The organism is Sorangium sp. So ce1153 (genome assembly GCF_051521595.1).
Classification (GTDB): domain Bacteria; phylum Myxococcota_A; class Polyangia; order Polyangiales; family Polyangiaceae; genus Sorangium.
The window spans coordinates 10,181,234-10,205,038 of record NZ_CP150361.1 but is presented as its reverse complement, the minus strand read 5'-3'; the positions used below and the strand labels follow the sequence as shown (position 1 = coordinate 10,205,038).

General features: G+C 72.4%; 17 protein-coding genes. 5 read left to right on the top strand and 12 right to left on the bottom strand.

Going from position 1 to position 23,805, the window contains the following annotated elements; translation table 11 throughout:
• Positions 1-36: 36 nt before the first annotated feature.
• The 3 genes from WME85_RS36850 to WME85_RS36840 are packed head-to-tail and all read right to left on the bottom strand — an operon-like array spanning position 37 to position 4,044.
• Positions 37-1,074, bottom strand: a complete 1,038-nt coding sequence (locus WME85_RS36850; RefSeq protein ID WP_437827759.1) for a TOMM precursor leader peptide-binding protein — start codon at positions 1,072-1,074, stop codon at positions 37-39.
• A 22-nt stretch (positions 1,075-1,096) separates the two neighbouring features.
• Positions 1,097-1,879, bottom strand: coding sequence for a SagB/ThcOx family dehydrogenase (locus WME85_RS36845; RefSeq protein ID WP_437827758.1), 783 nt, complete (start codon positions 1,877-1,879; stop codon positions 1,097-1,099).
• A gap of 11 nt (positions 1,880-1,890) precedes the next feature.
• The gene (locus tag WME85_RS36840) at positions 1,891-4,044 is read right to left on the bottom strand and encodes a TOMM precursor leader peptide-binding protein (protein WP_437827757.1); all 2,154 of its coding nucleotides are present in this window, start codon (positions 4,042-4,044) and stop codon (positions 1,891-1,893) included.
• 232 nt (positions 4,045-4,276) lie between these two features.
• Here WME85_RS36840 and WME85_RS36835 point away from each other — a divergent pair, with 232 nt between their 5' ends.
• A complete protein-coding gene (locus WME85_RS36835; RefSeq protein ID WP_437827756.1) occupies positions 4,277-4,462 on the top strand; it encodes a hypothetical protein in 186 nt (61 codons plus the stop codon).
• A gap of 443 nt (positions 4,463-4,905) precedes the next feature.
• Here WME85_RS36835 and WME85_RS36830 read toward each other — a convergent pair whose 3' ends face one another.
• On the bottom strand, positions 4,906-7,053 hold the full coding sequence (locus WME85_RS36830) for a TOMM precursor leader peptide-binding protein (RefSeq protein ID WP_437827755.1): 2,148 nt from the start codon (positions 7,051-7,053) through the stop codon (positions 4,906-4,908).
• Positions 7,054-8,035: 982 nt separating this feature from the next.
• On the opposite strand from WME85_RS36830, the gene WME85_RS36825 reads away from it, so the two are divergent.
• Positions 8,036-9,952 (top strand): amidohydrolase family protein, encoded by a 1,917-nt coding sequence (locus WME85_RS36825; protein ID WP_437827754.1) that lies wholly within the window; start codon positions 8,036-8,038, stop codon positions 9,950-9,952.
• A gap of 86 nt (positions 9,953-10,038) precedes the next feature.
• On the opposite strand, the gene WME85_RS36820 is transcribed toward WME85_RS36825, so the two are convergent.
• On the bottom strand, positions 10,039-11,130 hold the full coding sequence (locus WME85_RS36820) for a serine/threonine-protein kinase (protein WP_437827753.1): 1,092 nt from the start codon (positions 11,128-11,130) through the stop codon (positions 10,039-10,041).
• Positions 11,131-11,849: 719 nt separating this feature from the next.
• Between WME85_RS36820 and WME85_RS36815 the strand changes: the two genes are divergently transcribed.
• The 3 genes from WME85_RS36815 (at position 11,850) to WME85_RS36805 (ending at position 15,347) form a co-directional block, all read left to right on the top strand.
• On the top strand, positions 11,850-13,121 hold the full coding sequence (locus tag WME85_RS36815; protein WP_437827752.1) for a hypothetical protein: 1,272 nt from the start codon (positions 11,850-11,852) through the stop codon (positions 13,119-13,121).
• 51 nt (positions 13,122-13,172) lie between these two features.
• Positions 13,173-13,808 (top strand): MBL fold metallo-hydrolase, encoded by a 636-nt coding sequence (locus tag WME85_RS36810; RefSeq protein ID WP_437827751.1) that lies wholly within the window; start codon positions 13,173-13,175, stop codon positions 13,806-13,808.
• A gap of 417 nt (positions 13,809-14,225) precedes the next feature.
• Positions 14,226-15,347 carry a branched-chain amino acid aminotransferase gene (locus WME85_RS36805; RefSeq protein ID WP_437827750.1) on the top strand — a complete coding sequence of 374 codons (1,122 nt, stop codon included), beginning with the start codon at positions 14,226-14,228 and terminating at the stop codon, positions 15,345-15,347.
• Between the two features lie 64 nt (positions 15,348-15,411).
• Here WME85_RS36805 and WME85_RS36800 read toward each other — a convergent pair whose 3' ends face one another.
• The 7 genes from WME85_RS36800 to WME85_RS36770 all read right to left on the bottom strand — a co-directional run bounded on the left by WME85_RS36800 (position 15,412) and on the right by WME85_RS36770 (position 23,520).
• Positions 15,412-16,806, bottom strand: a complete 1,395-nt coding sequence (locus WME85_RS36800; protein WP_437827749.1) for a sigma-54-dependent transcriptional regulator — start codon at positions 16,804-16,806, stop codon at positions 15,412-15,414.
• Between the two features lie 58 nt (positions 16,807-16,864).
• On the bottom strand, positions 16,865-17,263 hold the full coding sequence (locus WME85_RS36795; RefSeq protein WP_437827748.1) for a CBS domain-containing protein: 399 nt from the start codon (positions 17,261-17,263) through the stop codon (positions 16,865-16,867).
• Between the two features lie 222 nt (positions 17,264-17,485).
• Positions 17,486-17,923, bottom strand: a complete 438-nt coding sequence (locus tag WME85_RS36790; protein ID WP_437827747.1) for a response regulator — start codon at positions 17,921-17,923, stop codon at positions 17,486-17,488.
• A gap of 82 nt (positions 17,924-18,005) precedes the next feature.
• Positions 18,006-19,607, bottom strand: a complete 1,602-nt coding sequence (locus WME85_RS36785) for a protoglobin domain-containing protein (protein ID WP_437827746.1) — start codon at positions 19,605-19,607, stop codon at positions 18,006-18,008.
• Between the two features lie 14 nt (positions 19,608-19,621).
• Positions 19,622-20,161 carry an adenylyl-sulfate kinase gene (locus WME85_RS36780; RefSeq protein WP_437827745.1) on the bottom strand — a complete coding sequence of 180 codons (540 nt, stop codon included), beginning with the start codon at positions 20,159-20,161 and terminating at the stop codon, positions 19,622-19,624.
• Complete coding sequence (locus tag WME85_RS36775; RefSeq protein ID WP_437827744.1) at positions 20,158-21,276, bottom strand: aminoglycoside phosphotransferase family protein; 1,119 nt, start codon at positions 21,274-21,276, stop codon at positions 20,158-20,160. Before WME85_RS36775 ends, WME85_RS36780 begins: the two co-directional genes overlap by 4 nt.
• A 258-nt stretch (positions 21,277-21,534) precedes the next feature.
• Entirely contained in the window at positions 21,535-23,520 is a 1,986-nt protein-coding gene (locus tag WME85_RS36770; protein ID WP_437842440.1) for a multicopper oxidase family protein, read from the bottom strand.
• Between the last annotated feature and the right edge of the window lie 285 nt (positions 23,521-23,805).

The following is a 23,805-nucleotide window of genomic DNA, read 5'->3' as shown; positions in this document are numbered from 1 at the left end:
GTCCGGACCGCAGGCTAGAGCACCTCCGTCCCGGCGTCACCCCTCGCCGCACACGCCGCACCAGGGCAGCCTCACCAGCGTGTGGTACGACGTCTCGAGCGTCGAGAGGTCCTGGAGCAGCACCCGGCCGCCGAGCCTCGACGGCGTGTACTCCGAGAGCACCTTGAGGGCCTCCATCGCCGCGAGGTGGCCGAGCATCTGCGCCATCGCGCCCGCGTGCGGCGGCGGCTCCGCCGGCGAGCGCGCCGCGAGCGGCGGGTTGAGCGCGTCGGCCGCGGCGCAGACCCGGCACGCCGTCTTCCCCGGGAACACGAGCGGGCCGAGGACGGCCGCCGTCCCCTCGAGGTGCGCGAAGAGCGAGGCGACCCGCGCGCGATGGCCGAACCGCGCGACGCGCGAGAGGAGCTCTGCGTCGTCGCCGCGCGCCGCCGCGACGACGAGGTGAGGGCGCCCCTCCGGCGAGAGCAGGTCCCCCGCCTCGAGCGCGGCGGCGTGGCTCTCGTCCACCCGGCACCGCGGCGCGCGCTCGCGGATCAGCGCCGCCACGGCGCCCCGGCGGGGCGCGCCGAGCGCCGCCTCGCCGCGCTCCCGGAGCACGGCGACGTCGCGCGGGCCGACCTCGCCGTCGTCGATCAGGCGGAGCGCGGGGATCCCCGCCTCGGCGAGCGCGAGGGCCGCCGCGGCGCCCCAGGGCTCGAGGCCCACGACGAGCACGCGCGCGCTCGCCAGCCGCTGCGCCGCCTGCTGCGGCGCCGCCGACCACCTGCGGAGGAACTCGAGCTGCCCGCGCAGGCGCTCGCGATCCGCGGGCTCCGCCGCGCCGGGCGCCGGCTCGATCAGCCCGCGCGCCTCGAGCAGGTCGAGGAGCGCGGTCACGCTCTGCCGCGAGTAGTCGGCGAGCGCCTCGACGATCGCCTCCCGGTCGCGCGACCCGTCGAGCAGCGGCGCCATCCGCTCGAGGAACGCGCCCACGTCCGCGCCGGTGAGCTGGAAGGTGCCGAGATCGGACCGGAGGATGACCCCCGCGTCCGTGGGCGTGATGCTGGCCGAGCGGCTGAGTCGAATGCTGGGCATGGTGAACTCCGATGCTCCCTGTTCAGCCGCGCTGGGGCCCGTTCTGGCCCCCTGCCGGCGCGGGTTGACCGACGCAGACGACGTACATGGCGTCCTCCTCGGCCGGGAGCGCCAGGAAGGCCTTGAGCTCGTCGTCGTAGAAGCCGCCGATCGCCACCGGGCCGAGGCCCATGGCGGTCGCGACGAGGTAGAGGTTCTGGCCGAGGTGCCCTGCGTCGAGCCACAGGAAGCGATAGCCGCGCTGGCCGTACTTCCACATGGTGCGGAACGGGACCGCCGTGATGATGACGACGACGTTGGTGTTCAGGACCATGTCCTGCGCCAGGGTCAGATCCGCGAGCGCGGCGTGCGCGAGGCCTCCCCGGCGGAGCTCGAGATCGTGCGCGCGCGCGTCGTAGTGATAGAGGCCGTCCGGCAGGTCCTCCACGGCCTGCGTCGCCACATAGATCTCGAGCGGGTACCGGCCGCCGGCCGAGGGGGTCGGGCGATCGCAGGTCCACTCTGCGTCGATCTTGCGCGCGCCCCGGACGCCGTAGCTCGCGTGGAGGAGCCGCCCGAGCGTCTCCAGGGGCATCGCCCCGAGGGCGAAATCGCGGATCGACCGGCGCCGCTCCAGCACCTCGCCGAGCGGGGCGTCGATCGCGAAATCGCGTCCTGGCAGCGGCGTGCGCTCCGACCCTGCGTAGGTGCGGAACTGGAGCGGCTGGGTGTCCGCGTCGAACGCCGGCTCCAGCGGCCGCGATCTCACGTGAGCGGACTGGAGGTGATAGAGCCGCGCGATGTCCGCCTCATTGCTCCTTGCCATGGTGTCCTCTCTCAGGCCATCGGATGGGGGTCAGGGTTGATCCCGTGGGGCGCCAGCGCGTGGAGGCGCGGGTTGCCGAGCCGCGCGACCGCGTGGCCGAAATGGATCTGCTGGAAGTCGGGCCCGATGGCCCGGACGACGCGGAAGGGGGTCGCCGCGAGATCGGGGGACGTCACGTCGACGATCGCGAGGCGGAGCCCCGCGGCGCTCACGCGGCGCGTGAGCGCGGAGAGCGTGATCTCCTCGGGCTCCTCGAGCTGCGAGGCGGTCACCGTGCCGCCCTCTCCGAGGAACGCGAAGGCGCCGGCGCGGCTCGGGGGGACGTAGTAGACCGCGTGATCCTCGAGCGAGCGCACGTCCTCCGGGCGCTCGGGGATGTCGAGCGCCTCGCCGGTCATGAGGCGGAAGACGTACGTCCCGATCTGGCCCTGCTCCAGGATGGCTTTCCTGATGGCGATGCGAGGGCTCAGGTGGGCGGCGAGCGACACCACGGCGCCGGGCCAGCGCTTGCCGTCGCCGTAACCCACGCACATGACGGCGGGGATGGCGACGCCGGCGTCGAGGAGATACAGCTCGATCCGGGCGCCGCGCCCCTCGAGCTGCCGGGCGATCTCGCGCACCTCGGGATCGACCGAATCGTCGGGCAGGATACGCCGACCGGGCCGGCGGGCCAGCCAGGAGATCGTGAAGGCGTCGCGCTCGATGAGCTCGAGCGCAGCCCCGAGCGACGCGCCGGCGATCGTCGCGCCGGCGGCGAGGCCGTTCGAGGTCACCTGGCAGAAATAAGCCTCTTTGGGCGCGCAGTAGTTGTAATAGGTCGGGAGCGCCGGGACGTAGACGGGCGCGCGGGTGTCCGTCCAGTGCCCGAGGGCCCACTCGATCGGCGTGCTCGGGTCGAGCCGCGGGTACGGGAACCCGGGGCGGGCGTACTGCGCCTCGTCGTACAGGCAGAGGCGCTCCGGAGCGATGAAGTCGCCCTTCATGTCGGCGACCGAGGAGCGGAGGAGCTCCTCTTTCCGGAAGAGCCCGGAGGAGTAGCGCTCGACCGCCTCGCCCACCGCCCTGATGAGCGCCTCGACGGCCGTGATGCCCTTGCCGGTGCCGAGCTGGGGCTCGTCGCACCGGTGAGCGTCTCCTGTGCCCTCGGTATACTTGCTGAGCAGCGCGGTGGCGGTGCGCGGCGCCTCGGGGGCGAACGCCGGGCTCGTCGCGTCGAGCTGGAGGTGCTGGACGATGCCCGCGCGCGCGTCGACGATGCCGGCCAGGAGCCGGCGGAGCTCGGCGGGATCGCCCGCGTCGCGCAGGCGCGCGGGCCGGCACGCCGGCGCCGTCCCGCGGCGCAGGGCCTCGGCGGCGCCGCCGCAGACGGGGCACCAGGGCATCGGCAGGACGGCGTGGGAAGAGACCTCCGCGTTGACGAGGTTCTGCACCAGGAACCGCCCCGCGAGGCGCGACGCGCGCCGGCGCACGAGCAGCTCGACGGCCGCGAGGGCGACGGCGTGGCCCAGGAACGCCGGCACCGGCGCGAGGTAGGTGCGCGCGCGGCGCCCCGGGCGCTCGGCGAGGAGCGCCGCCTGGAGGGCGTGGTCGGCCTCGGCGCGCCGGCTGGTCGCGAGGCTCCGGAGCCGGTAGCAGTTCCAGCACGCGGTCTCGCCAGGCACGACGGCCGGGCCGATCACCGCGTCGAGCCCGTCGAGGTGGGCGCTCAGGGAGAGGATGGAGTGCGCGTGGGCGAGGCGGGCGACGCCCTGGAGGACGAGGAGATCGTCGCCCGGCACGCAGGCGAGGATCAGGTCCCAGCCCGTGTCCTCCTCGGCGAGGGGGCGATCCGCGGCGGCGCGCAGCGTCCCCGACGTGACCGCGCATCCGGGCGCGATCCGCGAGAGCGTGGCGGAGAGGGCGTCGGCGCGCGCCTCGCCGAGATCCGCCCCGGAGAAGGCGCCCAGATCGTCCGCCGTCACCTGCCGGTCGTCGACCGCGCGCAGCGCGCCGACGCCCGCCGACGCGAGCTGCGCGGCCGCGACGGCCCCCCACGGCTCGAGCCCGACCACGAGGACGCGCGACCGTGCGAGCGCCTCGCGCGTCTCCTCCGGTTCCGGCCGGGGCGGCGCGGTGCTGTCGAGCGGTGAAGCGGCGGCCGATGAGCTGGGCAGTTGCGTGGACACGCGAGCTCTCCAGGAAGGATGAGCGCGGCGAGGCCTCGACCTGCGCCGCGCTACCCTTCGACAAAGAGTTTTGGACCTGTTGAAAAGCGATAGGGTGACAAGCGAAGGCGGGGGATAGAACGTCGATCGGTCGGCGAGGCGGCCCGGGGGGGCGTTCGACCGCTTTCGGAGATATGCAGTGTTTCTCGCGCGCTCGCCCTGGGCTCGCGCCGTCCGCGACGCTCGTCGGAACGTGCCTAACCGCAGCGGCAACGGCAACGGCAACGGCAACGGCAGCTACAGCTACAGCTGCAACTACAGCTGCAGCTACAGCTGCAACTACAGCTGCAACTACAGCTACAGCTACAGCTACAGCTACAGCTACAGCTGCAACTACAGCTACAGCTACAGCTACAACTACAGCTGCAGCTACAGTTGAAGTTGACCGGAGTCGTTGTTGCCATCGCCTCCAATCTCGCATCCAGCTCATTGACGGCGTTGCGGATCTCCGTCACCGCCACATCCAGATCCTTTGGCTTATCATTCGCGTTGCTCGAATCACTCATGGCAGAGCCTCCCACAAGTAGATGGGGCACGCAAAGAGTGTTCGTCAATCGATGCTCCCTGGATGACGGGCGGAATGCGCCGATGCGATCTCCGCGGTCCGCTCCCTCTTCGAGCTGGCGCGTCGCTTTCACCTTCTTCACGGTCCTCGTCCGACTCCACCGCTGCCCGTCCTCGGGTAGTGGTCTCATTTGCCCAGAGAGAGTTCACATGAAGGCGGGAAGGCGGGAAGATCATTGAGCTTTTCTTCCCGCCCTCCCGCCTTCATGTTCAAATCCGACCACCACCCGTCCTCGCTCCTTGCCATGGTGTCCTCGCTCAGGCCATCGGGTGAGGATCGGGGTTGATACCGTGGGCGGCCATCGAGCGGAGGCGAGGATTGCCGAGCCGCGCGAGCTCGTGGCCGAAATGGATCTGCTGGAAGTCGGGCCCGAGGGCCCGGGCGACGCGGAACGGGGTCGCGGCGAGATCGGGAGAGGTCACGTCGACGATCGCGACGCGCATCCCCGCCGCCTGGACGCGCCGGGCGAGCTCGGACAGCGAGACCTCGCTCGGCTCCTCGAGCTCGGCGGCGGTCACGGTGCCCCCCTGGCGGAGGAAGGCGAAGGCCGCGGCGCGGCTCGGCGGAAGGTAATAGACCGCGTGATCCTCGATCGTGCGCACGTCCTCCGGCCGCTCGGGGACGGCGACGGCCTCGCCCGTCATGAGGCGGAAGACGAAATTGCCAATCTGGCCCTGCTCCAGGATGGCCTTCTTGATCGCGGTGAGCGGGCTCAGGTGGGCCGAGATCGAGACCACCGCGCCGGGCCAGCGCTTGCCGTCGCCGTAGCCCACGCACATCACCACGGGGACCGCGATGCCCGCCTCGAGCAGGTACAGCTCGATCCGGGCCCCGCGCTCCTCGAGCTGCCGCGCGACCTCGTGCACCTCCGGGTCGATCGCGTCGTCGGGCAAGATCCGCCGCCCCGGCCGGCGAGCGAGCCACGAGATCATGAAGGCGTCGCGCTCGATGAGCTCGAGCGCGGCCCCCATCGACGCGCCCTCGAGCGTCGGGCCGGCGGCGAGCCCGTTCGACGTCACCTGGCAGAAGGATGCGCCGGGCTCGGCGCAGTTGCCATAGTAGGTAGGGAGCGCCGGCACGTGCACGGGCGCGTGGGTGTCCAGCCACCGCCCGAGGACCCACGCGATGGGCGTGGTCGGATCGAGCCGCGCGAAGGGGAACCCGGGCCGGGCATACTGCGCCTCGTCGTAGAGGCAGAGCCGCTCCGGGGCGATGAAGTCGCCCTTCATCTCGGCGACCGGGGCGCAAAGCAGCGCCCGCGCGTCGAAGATCCCGGCGGAGTAGCGCTCGACCGCCTCGCCGGTCGCCCGGATCAGGGCCTCGACGGCCGTGACGCCCTTTCCGGTGCCGACCTCCGGCTCCCCGCAGCAGTGTGCGGGCGCCGAGCCGTCGATCGTGTTGCTGAGGAGCGCGGTGGCGATGATCGGCGTCTCGGGGGCGAGCGCCGGGCTCACCGCGGCCAGCCCGAGGTGCCGCACGATGCCCGCCCGCGCGTCGACGATGCCGGCGAGCATCCGCCGGAGCTCCGCCGGGTCGCGCGCGTCGCGGAGGCGCGCGCTCGATCGCGGGCGCGCGCGACCCGCCCGGTCGGCGCCGGCGGCGCCGCCGCACACCGCGCACCACGGCATCCGCAGGGCGGCGTGGAACGACGCCTCCAGGTCGATCAGGCTCTGGACCACGAAGCGGCCAGCGAGCCGCGACGCGGCGCCGTTCACGAGCAGATCGATGGCCGCGAGCGCGACGGCGTGGCCCAGTAACCCTGGCACCGGCGCGAGGTAGGTGCGCGCGCGGCGCCCCGGGCGCTCGGCCAGGAGCGAGCTCTGGAGCGCGCAATCCGCTTCGGGCTGATCGCTTGTCGCGAGCCGCCGGAGACGGCAGCAGTTCCAGCACGCTGTCTTGCCCGGCACGACACCCGGGCCGATCATCGCGTCGAGCCCGTCGAGGTGCGCGCTGAGCGAGAGGACCGAGCTCGCGTGAGCGAAGCGGGCGACGCTCTGGAGGACGAGGAGATCATCGCCCGGGACGCACGTGAGGACCAGGTCCCAGGCGGTGTCGTCCTGGACGAGCGGTCGACCCGCGGCCGCGAGCAGCGCGCCGCGCGTCACCGCGCAGCCGGGCGCGATCCGCGACAGCGCGAGGCAGAGCGAGCGCGCGCGATCCTTCCCCAGATCCGCCTCGGCGAATGGGCCGAGATCGTCCGCCGTGACCTCCCTGTCGTCGAGGACGTGGAGCGCGCCGACGCCCGCGGAAGCGAGCTCGATCGCCGCGACGGCGCCCCACGGCTCGAGCCCGACCACGAGGACGCGCGCGCGCGCGAGCCTCTCGTGCGCCGCCGCCGGCGCGGGCGGAGCGGTCTCGTCGAGCGACGACGCCGCGGTCGATGAGCTGGGCAGTCGAATGGCCACGCGAGATCTCCAGGAAAGGGCAGCGCGGCGGCGTCTCGACCTGCGCCGCGCTGCACCTTCGGTAAAGAGGTCCAATCCTGGCGCTCGAGGAGCCGCGCCCCGACAAGCCGGGGAGAGACGACCCTCGCGTGCGGCCGGGGCGCGAGCTCGCCTGATCGAGGCGAGCCAGGGAAGACGGGAGATGCCTTTCTCGATCTCTCGCGCTCCTCGTCTCCCCCATCGCTTTCCTCCAGCGCTCTACCGCTCGGCCTCACCGCATCATGGCTGGCTTCAGCGGCACCTGCCGCCGCATCTCCCCCCGCACCTGCCGCCGCATCTCCCCCCGCACCTGCCGCCGCACCTGCCACCGCAGCCGCCGCCGCAGCCACCGCCGCAGCCGCAGCCACCGCCGCAGCCGCAGCCACCGCCGCAGCCACCGCCGCAGCCGCAGCCGCCGCCGCAACCGCAGCTGTAGCTGGCCGGACGCGCTGATTCCATTGCCTCCAGCCTGCTCGACAACTCGTCGATGGCGTTGCGGATCTCTTTCACCGCGACATCCAGATCCTTCGGCGCCCCACTCCCGTTGTTCGAATCACTCATCGCACATCCTCCCACGAGTAGGTGAGGCGCGCAAAGGGTCTTCGTCAATCCGAAGGACCCATTGCGCGATGACGGACGTCGCGTTGATTCCCTGTCATCCGGGGCGACCGGCGCCGCGGGCAGCGCGGGATATCCCGCCGAAGTACGGGCGATGCGCGATCTCGCGTCCATCCCGCGAATGGCGCCTCTCTCTCCTGCCCTCGATCGTCGCCGGGGCGTCGCGGACGAAGCGCGTCGATCGCGTCGCTCCGCCGAACCCAGCAATCCTGGATAACGCGGCACGCTGCGTGCGCGCATCCATCGCGCCGTGAACGCGACCTCGTCGAATTGCTTTTCATCGCGCTCTCCGGTACCGGGCCCGCGCTCGCTCGTGAGCGCTCAGCGCCCTTGGCAAAGGAGTGTCATGCATCGTACTTCGCTCGGACTGGCTTGCGCTGGTCTATCTTCGTGTGCCCTTGTCGCTTCAACATGGCTTGTCGGCTGCGGCGCCCCGGAGCGCTCTCCGTCGCTCGAACCCATCGAGGTGGGGTGCGCGGGCTGCACCGTGCTGGTGGGAGGTACGGTGTTCGACGGCTCGCGCGCGGGCAGGGCGACGGTGGTGATCGACGGCGACAAGGTGCGACAGGTCGTCTTCAACGAGCACGAGCACGACGTCGAGGTCGCGGGCGGCGAGGTCGTGGACGTCTCGGGGAAGACGGTGCTCCCCGGGCTCATCGACCTCCACGTGCACTCGCTGAGCGTCGCCGGGCCCTACGACTATTATGACGGCGAGCTCCACCTCGAGGACCACACGAAGGCAATGCTCCGGGCGGGCGTCACCTCGTACCTGGATCTCGGCTCATCCCAGCGCGTCATCTTCGAGCAGCGAGCGCGCGCCCGCGCCGGCGAGATCCTCGCGCCGCAGGTCTTCGCGGCCGGGCCGCTGCTCACCCCGACCGGGGGGCACCCCTGCCTCCAGGGCTCCCCGCCCGGCGATTTCTGCGTCTTCATCGACTCGCCCGCCGACGTGGGCGACGCGTTCGCGGCGCTCCTCCCCCTCGAGCCCGACGTCATCAAGATCGTCATCGACTCGGACGGAGCCCGGCCGCGCCCGCAGATCTCGGACGCGTCGATCGCGGCCATCGAGGAGGCCGCCAGCGCCGCGGGCTTCCGCGTCATCGCTCACGTGGCGGAGGCCGCCGACGTCGAGGCTGCGCTCGACGCCGGCGTGACGCGCTTCGCGCACATCCCGGATCAGGACCTCATCTCGCCCGAGCTCGCGCGCCGGATGGCCGCCGCGGGGGCCGTCGTGGTGCCGACGCTCTCCGTGATGGATGGCCTGTACCGCGTCGCCCACGGCGCGCTCGACGAGCTCGACGACCCCGCCCTCCGCGACGACGTGCCGGCCGGCGTGATCGCCGCCCTGCGCGACCCGTCGCTGCTCGCGGAGACCACGACAGCCCGGTACCGGGAGCTCGTGAAGGGGTGGCGCGGCCACGCGATCGCGAACCTCCACACCGTGGTTCAGGCCGGGGTCACCGTCGCCGCCGGCACCGACGCCGGCAACCCAGGCGTCTTCCACGGGCTCGCCATGCGCCGCGAGGTAGCGCTCCTCGTCGAGGCCGGGATGCCGCCGATCGACGCGCTCGCCGCCGCGACGCGCGCGGCCGCGGACGTGCTCGGGCGGCCCGACCTCGGGCGCATCGAGGAGGGGGTGCTCGCGGACGTGCTCGTGGTCGACGGCGACGCGCTCGCCGACGTCCGCGCGCTCGAGCGGGTCTCGCGCGTCTACAAATCGGGCGTCCTCCTCGATCGCGGCGCGCTCGCGCTGCCCCGCGGCGCGAGCCTCGCAAGGCAGCCGCGGACCGGCGCCGGTCCCGGCGAGACGTGCCTCGCCGCGTCGGAGTGCGGCGACGCGCTGTCGTGCAGCCAGGATCAGCGCTGCGCCGCGATCTGCGATCGCCCCTCGGCCTGCGCGCCGGGGAGCGCGTGCCTCTTCGACGGCGGCTCGCCCACCGGGGGCTCCTGCGCGGAGGGCGACGGCTGCGATCTCTTCGCGCAGGCCTGCGAGAACGGCGCCGCGTGCGTGTTCCTGGGCAACGGGGCGACCTCGTGCTGGTACGCGGGCGCGGGCTCGGGCGGGCAGCCGTGTGACGCCTTGTTCGCCTGCGCGCCCGGCAGCGTGTGCGACCCGGAGACGAGCACGTGCAAGGACCTCTGCGATCCGCGTGGTGAGCGCGCCGGTGAGCGCGCCGGTGAGCGCGCCGGTGCGTGCCCGGGCGGCAGGAAGTGCGTCGACCGCTCGGCGTTCGCGGGTCTCCCCGTGGGCGTGTGCGAGTAGGTCGAGCCGAGCGAGGCCAGGGGCCCCTCGCCGCGCGCCGCGCTCACCGCGACGGCGCGCGGCGCGCGGCCCGCTGCGCGCCGCGGTCACCTCGACGCGAGCAGCCAGGCGATCACGCTCCCCACCGCGAAGAACAGGAGGCCCGCGCCGGCGAGCACCGCGCGCGACGTCCGCCGCTCGAGGAAGCTGGCGGCGGCCCGCAGGCTGGACGGGGCGGCGATGCTGAGGCGGTTGTCGGGCCCGCTCATCTTCTGGAGGGCGGCGTCGAGCGCCAGGACGACGGCGCGCGCGTGGGGGAAGCGGTCGTCCGGATCCTTGGCGAGCAGGCGCGTCACGACCGCCTCGAGCGCGGGCGGGACGACGATGCCGGGCGAGCGCTCGGCGATGGGCGGCGGCACGGCCGACCGGTGCTGCGCGAAGAGCGCCGAGGGCTCGACCGCGGTGAACGGGTGCTTGCCCGCGAGCATCTCGTAGAGGATGACGCCGAGCGCGTAGAGGTCGGCGCGCCGGTCGACCGAGCGCATGCCGAGCGCGGCCTCGGGCGCCATGTACGCCACCGTGCCGAGCAGCACCCCGGCGTTCGTCAGCGAGCGGCGCGCGCCGTCTTCGCTGGGGATGGAGCTCGGGATGGAGAACTGCTCTACCGGGACCTTGGCGAGGCCGAAATCGATGAGCTGGACGCGTTCGTCCGGGCCGTCGAGGACCATGATGTTGAGCGGCTTCACGTCCCTGTGCACGATCCCGAAGTCGTGCGCCGCGTTCAGGGCGGTCGCGATCTGGCGCGCGATGTTCGTCGCGCGCACCGGCGGGATGGGGCCCTGGTCGATGAGCTTGCGCAGCGTGATGCCGCGGATGAACTCCATCACCATGAACCACGCGCCGTCGTCGAGCTGGTTGATCTCGTAGACCGCCGCGACGTTGGGGTGGAAGATGTGGCGGCCGGCGAGCGCCTCGCGCTCGAAGCGCTCGATGAGCTCCGGCAGCTCCTCGGCGTCGGGGTGGAGCACCTTGACGGCCACGTCTTCGCCGGTCGCGAGCTTCTTGGCCCGGAAGACGGCGGCGATGCCGCCCATCGCCACGAGCTCCTCGATGCGGTACCGGTGCACGAGCGTGCGGCCGACGAGCGCCATCGCCCGCTCTCGCGCCGCGGAGCTCGCCTGGCCTCCCGCGATGAACATGGGCCCGCTCATGCGGCCTGGCCTCCAGGGAGCGACGCGCGAGCGCGCGCGCCGCAGCGGCGCAGAGCGCGCAGGTCCGCGCCGTGACGCGCTTCGCGGCGGAACGGTGATTCCACCCTGGCTGACATCGTGCGCTCAGACACCCGGCGCCCGAGGGTAGCGCCCCTCTGCGTCCAGCGCCATCTCCGCGGTCGGCCCTGGAGGTCGATGGCGGTCGCAGCTGCGAGCGAGCGCGCGCGGCGCGACCTGCCGACGCCGACAACAGCGGACAGGCGATCACGTCACCCGGAGGTCCCTCCTGCGCTGCCCTGTCCTGCCCGCGCGGGCGCCGACATGGCCTGTGCTCACGTCAGCGCGGAGGAGAGGTGTCGCCGGCGAGATGCAGAGTCGCCCCCGAGGTGCGGAGTCGCGCCCGCGCCCCGGACCCGCGGAGGCGCCGGACGGGCGAGCCCGTCGCCGGGCGGAGCGCGACCACCTCTCGGCATATATCGCGACGTCGCCGCGATCCGGTGTCGGCGGACGCGTCGCCGCGACGCGCGACGCGCAGCCAACCGAGCCGATCTGTCGCGAACACCCCACATCCGCGCCTGTCGTGCGCGGACCGGTGCGCGGCTGGTGCTCGGACGAAACGCGGCGTGAGCGACATGCCAAGTTCGCAGATGCGTTTTCTCGACGGGCTCGTGTACCCTGTATGGGTGGAGGTTTCCATGCAGAGCACAATGCGTCGCACCGTTCTCCTCGCGCTCTTCTCTGGACTTGCCGTGGCAGCTTGCTCCTCTCCCGATGCGGGGAGCCTCTTCGCTGCCGGCGGGGCCGGGCCGGGGAGCACGGCGTCGTCAGGTGGAGGGGATGGCGGCGCGCCGGGCGAGGGCGGCGGGCCGGGCAATGGCGGCGCGCCGGGCGAGGGCGGCGCAGGGGGCGCCGGGGGCGACGAGGGACCTGTCATCGTGGATCCGCCGGTCTGCGGCGACACCTACGTCGATTGCGACGGCAATGAAGAGAACGGCTGCGAGGTCAACGTGATGGGCGACGCCCTCCACTGCGGGACCTGTCCCGTCCCGTGCCGGGGCAGCTGCCAGGAGGGCACCTGCGTCCAGACCAGGACGCACGCCATGGGGCAGCGTGATCCGCTGTACATCGCCGTTGCCGGCGGCGACCTCTTCTGGACCAACGGGGAGGAAGGGTCCGTCATGCAGTGGTCGCACGAGACCGAAGAGACGACCGTCATCGCCTCGGATCAGGTCGAGCCGGCGGGCATCAAGGCCGACGCGACCCACGTCTTCTGGGTGACCCAGGGCGAGCGCGAGCCGTCGTACACCGGCGCGGTGGTGCGGGCGCGGCGCGGGAGCGACGAGGCGCCGGTCGTCGTCGCCGCGGCGCAGACCGCGCCCTTCGGCCTCGCGCTCGACGACGAGTTCGTCTACTGGACGAACCGCGAGGGCGGCGGCGGCGTGGTCCGCGCGCGGAAGGACTCGAACGGCAACGGCCCGTTCACCACGATCTGGGGCGGGGCGGGCTCGCCGCACGCCGTCATCGTCGACGCGACCCATGTTTACTGGACCGTCCTCCCGCTCGACGACAGCGACGGCCGCGTCATGGCCGCGCGCAAGGACTCCATGGGCGAGGGGCCGTTCACCACGATCGCGACAGCGCAGGGCGAGGTGCGCGAGATCGCGCTCGACGGGACGTACGTGTACTGGACGACCAGCAGGACGGGCACCGTGATGCGCGCGCCCAAGGTCGGCGGACAGGGAGAGGTCACGGCGCTCGTGACCGGCGCGCCGAACCCGCGGGGGATCGTCGCCGATCGGACCGGCGTTTACTGGACCGACCCCGAGTCGGTGAACATCATGAAGATCTGGCCGAACGGCATCCAGGGGACGTTCGTCGCGAGGGAGGCGTCGCCCTATGGCATCGCCCTCGACGCCGAGCGCGTCTACTGGACCAACGGGCTCGGCTCGAACGGCACCATCGAGAGCGCCCCGAAATAGGCGCGGCCGCCCAATGCGGTCCCCGGCCGGGGCGTGCTACAAGCTCGCCCCGTGCTGCTCGAGACGTTTCCCGTGGGTCCGCTGGGGTGCAACTGCTCGATCCTCGTCGACCCGGCCAGCCAGGGCGCGGTGGTCATCGATCCCGGGGGCGACTTCGACGTGATCCGCGCGCGCCTCGAGCGGGCCGGGGCGAAGGTCGCGGCCATCGTGCACACGCACACCCATATCGATCACGTCGGCGCCACGGCGCCCCTCCAGCGCTGGTCGGGCGCCGCCGCGCGCATTCACGAGGCCGACCGCTTCCTGTATGACATGCTCCCGGTCCAGGCGGCGCTCCTCGGCGTCGCGCTGCCCGAGCGGTGCGAGATCGACGGCGACCTGAACGACGGCGTCGTCGTGAAGGCGGGCGGGCTCGATCTGCACGTGCTCCACACGCCGGGCCACACGCCCGGCAGCGTGTCGTTCCTTGTCGAGGCCACGACCGGCGCGGTGGCGTTCACGGGGGACACCCTGTTCCGGCGCAGCATCGGCAGGACCGACCTGTGGGGGGGCGACTCGCAGGCGATCTTCTCATCGATCCGGGGCAAGCTGCTCACGCTCGATCCGTCGACCCGGGTCGTGACCGGACACGGCCCTTCCACGACGATCGGTGAGGAGCGCGATCGAAACCCGTATCTGAGGGCGTGACGCGCCGCCGCGCTCGCGCGGTGAGCCGACGGCGGAGCGAGCTCGGCCGGCGCGATGGCGGGCGCTCGGGTGCAGCCCCGCGCGAGCGGACGCAAGCAGACGCAATCACAGCGCGCCCGCGCGCGGCCGGATGTTCGGGATGAACATGAAACGGATAAGCGGATGAAGCTGGGTGCGGCCAGACGAACCAGACGAACCAGACGAACCAGACGAACCAGACGAAACACACGAAACACACGAAACGTACGAAGCGGATGAGCCGGAGGAACCGGATCAAACGACCCGCGCACCGGCGCGGCTCTCCCGCGAGAAAGTGCTTGCATCCCGCCAGGATTCTTCCGAAAAATGCCACACGACGAGACCCGCGCCGGCGTCCCTGAGCCGGTCGAACGCTGTCCGTCGCGGAAGTCGAGCACGATGAGCACCGAAAGCGCGCCCGCCACGAAGGTCGATCTGGAGATCCTCCCCACGCAGAACCCTCTCGGCGACGCGGAGCGCGCGCAGCGCATGCAGAACCCTGGCTTCGGGCGCCTGTTCACGGAGCACATGGTCGTGATCCCGTACGCCGCCGACAGGGGCGGCTGGCTCCGCGGGCAGCTCAAGCCGTACGCGCCGATCACGCTGGATCCGGCGGCGATGGTGCTGCACTACGGTCAGGCGATCTTCGAGGGGTTCAAGGCCTACCGCCAGCCGGACGGGCGCATCAAGACGTTCCGGCCGGAGGCGAACGCGCACCGCTTCAACAGCTCTGCCCGGCGGCTGGCGATGCCGGAGATGCCGGTCGAGCTGTTCGTCGGCTCCATCGACGCCCTGATCCGCCAGGATCGCGCGTGGGTGCCCGCGCCGGTGGGCGAGAGCCTGTATGTCCGACCGCTGATGTTCGCGACCGAGGCGGCGCTCGGGGTGAGGTCCTCGCGCGAGTACGATTTCGTGGTGATCGCGTCCCCCGCAGGCGCGTATTTCCCGCAGGGCGTGAAGCCGGTGACGGTCTGGATCTCGGAGGATTTCGTCAGGGCGGCGCCGGGCGGCACGGGCGCCGCCAAGTTCGCCGGCAACTACGCGGCGAGCCTGCTCGCGCAGATGAACGCGGCGGCGGAGGGCTGCGCGCAGGTGGTCTGGCTCGACGCGGTCCACCGCAGGTATGTCGAGGAGATGGGGGGAATGAACATCTTCTTCGTCTACGAGGAGGGCGGGCGCCCCGTGCTCGTGACGCCCGAGCTGACAGGCACGCTTCTCCCCGGCATCACCCGCGACAGCATCATGCAGCTCGCCCGCGACTTCGGCTATGGCGCGGAGGAGCGCAAGGTCACCTTCGAGGAGTGGGGCGCGGCGGTGCGCGACGGCCGCATGACCGAGGCGTTCGCGTGCGGCACGGCCGCGGTGATCACGCCCATCGGCGCGGTGAAGTCCCGGGAGGGGACGTTCGCCATCCACGACAACGAGACAGGGCCCGTGGCGGCGCGCTTCCGCGAGGCGCTGCTCAACATCCAGCACGGCCTCGCCCCCGACCGGCACGGCTGGATGCACGACGTGATCTGACGACCTGATGACCTGATCGCGCGGCGGCCCCGCGCGCCGCTGTGTCTCCGGCGCGGCGCCGCGCCTACTCCGCGGTCGGCGATCGCCTGGACTTCGCCGTCATGCCGTATTCGTGCAGGCGGTACTGGATGGTGCGTATGCTGATGTCGAGGAGCTCGGCCGCGCGCGTCGTCGAGCCGTTCGTCGCCTCGAGCGTCGACAGGATGGCATAGCGCTCGATCTCCGCCATCGTGGCGCCCGGGATGCGCAGGGCTCCCTTGACCACCGGCGCCGCGTCGATGGGGAGGTGCTCCGCGTCGATGCGCGCGTCGTCGCAGAGCACGACGGCCCGCTCGATCGCGTTCTCGAGCTCGCGCACGTTCCCCGGCCACCGGTGCGCGACGAGCTTCGCCCGCGCCTCGTCGGTGAACCCCTCGATCTTGCGGTGGTTCTCCGCCGCGAACCGGCGCAGGAAGTGATTCGCGAGGAGCAGCACGTCGGTGTCGCGGACGCGCAGCGGCGGCATGTCGATGTGGACGACGTTGAGCCGGTAGTAGAGGTCCTCCCGGAAGCGGCCCTCCTGCACCGCCGCCGCAAGATCGCGGTTCGTGGCCGCGATGAGCCGCACGTCGACCGACACGGTGTCGTTCCCGCCGACCCGCTCGAACATCCGCTCCTGGAGCACGCGCAGCAGCTTCACCTGCGTCGACGGCGCGATCTCGCCCACCTCGTCGAGGAAGAGCGTCCCGCCGTTCGCCTGCTCGAACCGCCCGATACGCCGCTTGTCGGCGCCGGTGAACGCGCCGCGCTCGTGGCCGAACAGCTCGCTCTCCAGGAGCGACTCCGCGAGCGCCGCGCAGTGCAGCGTCACGAACGGCGCCCTGGCGCGCGGGCCCTTCGCGTGGATGGCGCGCGCGAGCTCTCCCTTGCCCGTGCCGCTCTCGCCGGTGATGAGCACCGTCGCCCGCGCGCCCGCCACCTGCCTCGCCGTGCGATAGACCTTCTGCATCGCCGGGCTCGCCCCGATGAGCCCCTCCACGCCCTCGCCCTCGCGCTCGCGCAGCTGCCGGCGGAGGTTCTCCGCCTCGACCCGGAGCGCGCTCCGCTCCAGCGCGCGCTCGATCGACAGGAGGAGCGCGTCGAAGTCGACCGGCTTGGTCAGGTAGTCCTCGGCCCCCGCGCGCATCGCCTGCACCGCCGAGCTCACATCGCCGAACGCGGTGACGACGAGCACCGGCAGCGCCGGATCCTGCTCGCGGAGCTTCCCGAGCAGCGCCACCCCATCCATCTTCGGCATCTTCAGGTCGGTGACGACGACGTCCGGCGGCCGCTCCGCCGCGACCTCGAGCGCCTCGACGCCGTCGCCCGCCGCGTCGACGGCGTAGCCCTCCTGGCGCAAGAGCTTCTCCAGCCCCGAGCGCGCGCTCGCCTCGTCGTCCACGACGAGCACCCTCGAGCCCTGTCTCTTCTCGGCGTTCATGGCTTCCCTTCCGAAGACCGCGCAGCCGTCGGAGGATACCCGAAGGGACGAGGGGACGTCAGCGGCTCTCGGCGGCGCTGACGTTCCCCTGGATGCCGGCGCCGAGGTCGGCCAGCTCCTCGGCGAGCAAGATCGTGAGATCGTCGGCGGTGACGATGCCCGTCACCTTGCCGTCGTAGCGGACGATGGGCAGCCGCCGGACGCCGCGCTCGCGCATCAGGCGGAGCGCCGTCTCGATGCTGTCGGTCTGCTGCAGGGTCGTCGGATCGTACGTCACGATCTCGGACACCAGCGTCTTCTCGGCCTCGCGCGCGTCGGCCATCACCCGCATCACGAGATCGCGATCGGTGAGGATGCCAACGGCGCGCGCGCCCTGCGTGACGACGACGCACCCCACGCGGAAGTCGCGCATCCTGCGCGCGACGGCGGTGGCGGACTCGGTGAGCTCGGCGCTCACGGCGCCATGTTCAAAGCGGCTGAGGGACATGCCGAGGGCCATTGCACGACGTGCGCCAGGCTGGCTGTGCCCGGCGCCCGCCGCCGCGCCTCTCTGTGGCGGCCGCGCGGAGGGGCCGCGCGGAGGGGCCGCGCGGCGCGTCGGCCGGGGCGGCGGAGCTCGCGCGTCGCAGCGGTTGCGCGGCGGCGCAAGCCGTTCGCCGGGCCGGACGCGCTCGGCCGCTCAGGCCGGGGCGGGGGCCGGGGAGGTCGGCCGGGCGCGCGCGGCGCCGGAGGACACCGCTTCCACGCTGGAGCGGAGCTCGGCGCTCAGCGCGGGGTAGTCCACCGGCTTGGTGTGCACCACCGCCTCGGGCGCGAACCCTCGCCCGAGCCGCGCCACGAGCTCTGGATAGCCGGTGACCACGAACAGCGGGAGATCGGGCCTGAGCGATCGCGCGAAGCGCGCGACGGCGATGCCGTCGGCGTGGGGCATCCGGAAGTCCGTCACCAGGATGTCGGGGACCGGCGCCCGGGCGAGCCGCGCGATCGCGAGGGCGCCGTCGGTGGCCAGCTCCACCCGGAAGCCGTCGTCCTCGAGCAGGTGCGCGAGCAGGCGGGCGGTGCGGATGTCGTCGTCCACGAGGAGGATCAGGGGTTGTTCGATGCTGCGCGGTTCCACGCCGCGAGGACTATCAAGTTGCGCGCCACGCGCGCCTCGACGACGGACGCGAAGGCGGCGCGCGCCGCGGCCCCGCGGCGGCTCAGCCGGAGAGGCGGATCGGGAGCGTCACGCGGAACAGCGTCTTTCCCGGCCGGCTCTGGAAATCGATGGTCCCCTCGTGATCGGTGACGATCCGGTGCGCGATCGCCAGCCCGAGCCCGGTGCCGTTCGGCTTGGTCGAGAAGAACGGATCGAAGATCGGCGCCTCCGGGCTCGCGACGCCGGGGCCGTCGTCCTCCACCTCGAGGACGGCGTGGCGCGGCTGTCGCCGCGCGCGGAGGGTGACCGTGCCGCCGCCGGCCGGCCCCACCGCCTCGAGCGCGTTGCGGAGGAGGTTCAGCAGCACCTGCTCGATCCGGGCGGGATCGAGGTCGAGCACGAGATCGGTCGACGGCAGATCGACCCTCACCTCGGCCTGCGCGCCGGCGCCTTCCGACGACAGCGCGACGCGCGCCGCCCGCTCGCAGAGCGCGAGCACGGACGTCGGCTGCACGAGCAGCGGGCTCGGCCGCGCGAAGTCGAGGAACTCGCTCACCAGCCCCGACAGGCGGCGGATCTCGTCGCGCACGACCCGGATCGCCTCCACGGTGTCCGGGTCCTTCATGCCGGCGCGCGCGAGCCCCCGCTCGAGGAAGGTCACGTGGAGCTGCGCGCCGTTGAGCGGATTGCGGATCTCGTGCGCGAGGCCGGCCGCGAGCGTCCCCACCGCGGCGAGCTTCTCGCTCTGGCGCACGCGCGCGGCGAGCGCGTTCTCGTCCGTCGTGTCCTGCCCGATCGCGAACAGGACCACCTCGTCGTCCGCCGCGGAAGGCGCATAGGCCAGCTGCCACCGCACGTCGCGGATCTTCCCGGCGCGCGTGCGGAGGCTGCTCTCCAGCAGCTCGGCGCCCGCCCGCCGGCCCGCGGCGATCTCCTTCACGAGCGCGCCGTGGTCCGCGCGGAGCTCCTCCGGCAGGAGCGTCTCGACGAACGGCGTCCCGAGGATGTCCTCGCGCCCGAGCCCCGTGATCCGCTCGGCCTCGCGGTTCCAGAGCCGCACGACGGCCCGCGCGTCGAGCCCCACGACGAGGACGCGGGCGAGCTCGACGGCGCTCTTGTACCGGTGCTCCGTGCGCGCGAGGGTGCGGCCGACCTCCTCCCGGTCCAGGCGCTCGGCGTGCCGCGCGCGCGCGAGGAAGTCGTCGCGGTAGGTCTCCAGCATGATGGCGAGCTCGAGATCGAGCACCTTGATCACCGCGGCGCGGACCGGGGCCACCTGCTCGCCGAGGGCGCTCGCGGCGATCTCGTCGAACGCGAGCCGGATGAGCGTCATCGCCGTGAACATGTACCGCTGCGGCAGCCCGACCCGGACGTGGATCCGCCCGATCTTCGCGGTCTCCTCGAAGTACGCGCCGTCGTACGGCCCGGTGCAGATGCGCGTCATCCAGCGCACGAGCGATCGCTTGAGCCGCTCCACCTGCTCCTCGCCGGTGAAGACCTCGTGGGCGCCCTCGTGCTCGCGGATGCGGTCGTAGAACTCGTCCGCGATGCGGGGGAAATGGGGCTCCGCGTGCGCGCGGAACGAGGCGAGCCGGCCCGCGTCTTCCTCGCTGAAGCGGACGTACCGCTTGATCTCGTCGAAGAGCGTCTCTCGCGAGGGCACGGCGCCGGAGGCTATCACGCGCTGCCTTCCACGCCGGCCACGCCGGCGGACCACGACCTCGCGCGCTCCAGGATCGCCCCGAGCGCCGCGTCGTCCTCGCCCCCGCGCGCGACGAGCTCCGGCGAGGGCGGCGCCTCGTAATCGAGCCCGGCGCCGGGGAGCGCGTCGATCTCGCCGGCGCCCGCCGACCGGTAGAGCCCCTTCGGGTCGCGCTCCTGGCAGACCCGCGGAGGGACATCCATGTACACCTCGAGGAGCCGCGGCGCGAGCGCGCGGGCGCGCTCCCTGTAGGCGCGGCGGTGCGCGGTCGCCGCCACGATCACGACGAGCCCCTGGCGCGCGATCAGCGCGGACAGGCGCCCGAGCGTCTCGTAGAAATCATCGCGGCCGCGCCGGTCGTAGCCGGGCCGCGGCACGAGCGCGCCGCGGACCTCGTCGCCGTCGAGCAGGCAGCTCGCCCGGCCCTCGCCGAGCATCGCGCGGTGTACCCGCGCGGCCAGGGTCGACTTGCCCGACGAGGGCAGCCCCGTGATCCACACGACGCCGCCGCTCACGCGAACACCCGCTCCGCGTCGTCCGGATCGAAGCGCGGCGCGTCGAGGGCGCGCTCCACGAAGGTGAGCAGGGCGTCCCGCGCGCGCCCCGGGACCGCGGGGTACCAGGCTGGGTTGGCGAGCACGAGCGCGCGCCACGCGAGGAACGGCGCCGCCACGTCGAGCGCGCCCGCGCCGCCGCTCCCGTCGAGGTAGGCCTGCCAGAACCGCCGCCACAGCGCGCGGAGGCCGCCCTGCCACGCGCCGGGCGCGTCCAGCGCGAAGAAGACGTAGTTGATGGCGAGGCACGTCACGTCATCGGCCGGATCGCCCTGGGACCCGCGGCTCGTGTCGAGCAGGGTGAGCCGCGACGCCTCGTCGAACACGATGTTGAAGGGGTGGAAGTCGCCGTGCGTGCGCGCGAGCCGCTGGTCCCGGCCGCGCAGCTTCCACCGCCACGCGACGCAGCGCCGCTCGATGGCCTGGAGCCGCTCGGGCGGCGCGCCGGGCACGCTGTCCGGATAGCCGTCGATGATGCCGAAGATGCCCTCTCCGTGGCCCACGAGATCGCGCACCGCGCGGCGGTAGCTGCCCGGCTGGGCGCCGGGCGCCGCGTGGAGCGCGACGAGGTACCTGGCGAGCGCCTCGCAGCGCGCCAGATCTTCCGGCGCCGCGCGGCGCTCCCGCGCGATCCGGCGCAGATCGTCGGCGTAGACCTGCCCCTCCGCGTACGTGGTGAGCAGGTAGAACTCGCCCGCGTCCCGCAGCGACACGAAGCGGTCATCGCGGGTCAGGGAGCCGACGTCCACGACCTCCACGTGCGATGGAATCGATCCGAAGGTGTCGAAGGCGAGCAGCATCTCCGCCGCGCGATCCGACCGCCTGTCGTGTCCGAACTCGTTGGCCGTCGACGTGTGCAGGACCAGCCGCTGCGTCGAGCCGTCGGGCCGAGCCACCGTGATCCGGCGGGGGGCGCCGTAACCGGCGGCCTTCTCGGTCAGGTCGTGGCTGGCGCCGCCGTCCGGCCCCATGGCGGCGACCTCCACGACCCGCGCGTCCGGCAGGACCGCCTCGATCAGCTGGCGGACTGGGCGTGAGGGATCGGCGTCAGACAGGACCGTCTGGGCGGCGCTCATGGTCTCCTCGTGGGGGCTGTGGGGACGTGCTGCCGGCGTGGCGACGTGGCGACGTGGCGACGTGACCGGCAAGAAGCAGGCCGCGTGCCTGACGAGCCTGCTCATGCCGCACCGCGGGCTGTGGCTGGAGCCGCGGTGTCAGCGGGGTCGGCGGCGAGCGACGAACGCGCGGGGCGCCGGCCGGGCCGGTCGCCCTCGCAGGATCTGCGCCCCGGCGCGAGACGTGCGCGGCGCCTCGCCACGCCGCGCGTGGCGGGCTCAGCGATCCGGGATGTCGGGGGGGATGTGCCCGATCTGGTAGGGCCGCATCATCTCGTTGTCCTCGTGCTCGAGGATGTGACAGTGCCACACGAACCGCCCAGGCGTCTCGAACCGCATCTTGATGCGCGTGATCTCGCCAGGCGGCGCGATCACGGTGTCCTTGCGGCCTTCCTCGCCTGGCTCCGGCGGGCGCGGATCGCCGTCGAACAGCTGGCGTTCGACGATCTCGAACTGGACCTCGTGGAGGTGGATCGGGTGCGAGTCCATGGTGAAGTTGTGGATCTCCCAGATCTCGGTCGACCCGACGGCCGGGTTCTCCGTGATGGGATCGTCCCAGTGCAGCGGCAAGCGCGTGTCGGAGCCCGGAGGCTGGAACGTACCCAGCAGGACCGCGAGCGGGCCGGCCTCGGGGGCGATCGCGGAGAACTCCTCGTTCAGGGACACGCGCCGCACCGCGCCCGCGGCGCCGAGCGGCTCGATCCACGGCAGCCTGAGCCGGTGCGGGGGCGTGGTCGTGTCCCTGCTCGTCGCCGGCACGACGCGGAACTGCATCACCTGTCCTGTCGTCGCCGGGTCGGCCGGGGGCTGCGGGCCGCTCGTGAAGGGCCCGTCCGGACCGAGGTTGAGGAGGACGATCTCGCAGCCGGCGCGGACATCGCTGAAATCCACGATCACGTCCGCGCGCTCGGCCGGAGCGAGCACGAGGCTGCGGCGCCGCACGGGGGCGGGGAGGAACCCTCCGTCCGAGCCTATCTGCCAGAACGGGAGGCCGTTATCCATCTGGAGGATCAGGAACCGCGAATTGCTCCCGTTCAGGAGGCGGAAGCGGTACCGTCGCTGCTCGACCTCGAGGTAGGGCCACGCCTGGCCGTTGACGACCATGACGTCGCCGAAGAACTCCGGGACCCAGATCGGCGGGAAGGGGCCGCACGGGACGTACAGGTCCGCGAGCTCGGGAGGGAGCCCGCGCGTATCGGGGTAAAAGAGCGACCCGTCGTCGTTGAAGGAGCGATCCTGGATCACGATCGGGATCTCGTACGTCCCGGATCCATGGCAGTCGCCCCGTGTCGGCGATGAGCCGGGGAGCACGCCGGGCGGGAGATCGTCCGGGCCGCCGCGGAGCAGGTAGAAGCCGGCCGTCCCCGCGTAGACGTTGAGGCGAGTGACGCCGAGCGCGTGATCGTGATACCAGAGCGTCGTTGCCCGCTGGTCGTTCGGATACTGGAACACGGCCGCCCCTCGCTCCCACAGGTCTCCGAGCGGCGACGTGCGCTTGTAGTGATCGTAGAAGGTGCCGGTCTCCGCGTACCCCTCGGGGATGTTCGTCGCCGCGGGGAGGTACCAGGCTTCCGGATAGCCGTCGCTCTCCTGCTCCACCCTGGCCATGCCGTGGAGGTGCGTGACGATCGGCACCGGCCCCCGGTACGCCTCCGGCGGGCATTCGCCCGGACATTCGCCGACGAACGTGGGCCGCATATCGCGGAACTCCAACCCGCCGGGCGGGTTGGCCCAGTGGAGGGTCTGGTCGACCGGGAGCAGGTGGGGGAGGAAGTGGCCTGTCGCGGGGTCCTTGAGGTCGTTGATCCACTTCACGCGCACCGGCCTTCGCCACCTCGCCTCGATCGTGAACGCCGGGTAGCTGAACGTCTCCGGGCGGCCGAACGCCCCGTATCCCCACACCGTGGTCTGGGGTAGATCCATCTCGGGCGGCAGGACCTGCTGCGGGAACTGCCGGACAGCGATCTCGTAACGATCGAAGCGCGCGCCGAGATCGTGGCGCCCGTTTGCCCTGGGCATGGTGGGCGGGATGAGCAGCGGGCGGCTGTACCGGAATGCGGCGATGTCGATGCCGGGGAGGGTCGGTCCCTGTGCCGAGGGGATCGGACACGCATCGAGGGCCGCCCTCGCCATACCGCCGCGCCGGAGCACCAGGAGCCCGCCCGTCGTGGCCAGACCATACTTCAGGAGCTGTCGCCGTTTCATGGAGGACATCGCATCTCCTTGCGCCACAGCCCATGCTGTGAACGCGAGGTATCATGACGAGCGCAGGGATCCGGACAATCCAGGAGGCCCCGGATTCGGGCGCCTGCGTGATCATGAGAGAGGATACGGATTCACCGAGACCTCGGGTGAGGCGAGGATGCCTCTCCGCGGATCGGGATCGTGCCGGGCGGCGCGCCGCGCGTGCGGGACGGGCTCGGCGCGCGGCTCGCGTCCTTGCTTGTGTCCCGGAAGCGGGGGAGTGGGCTGGCTGGAGGCGCGCGAGGC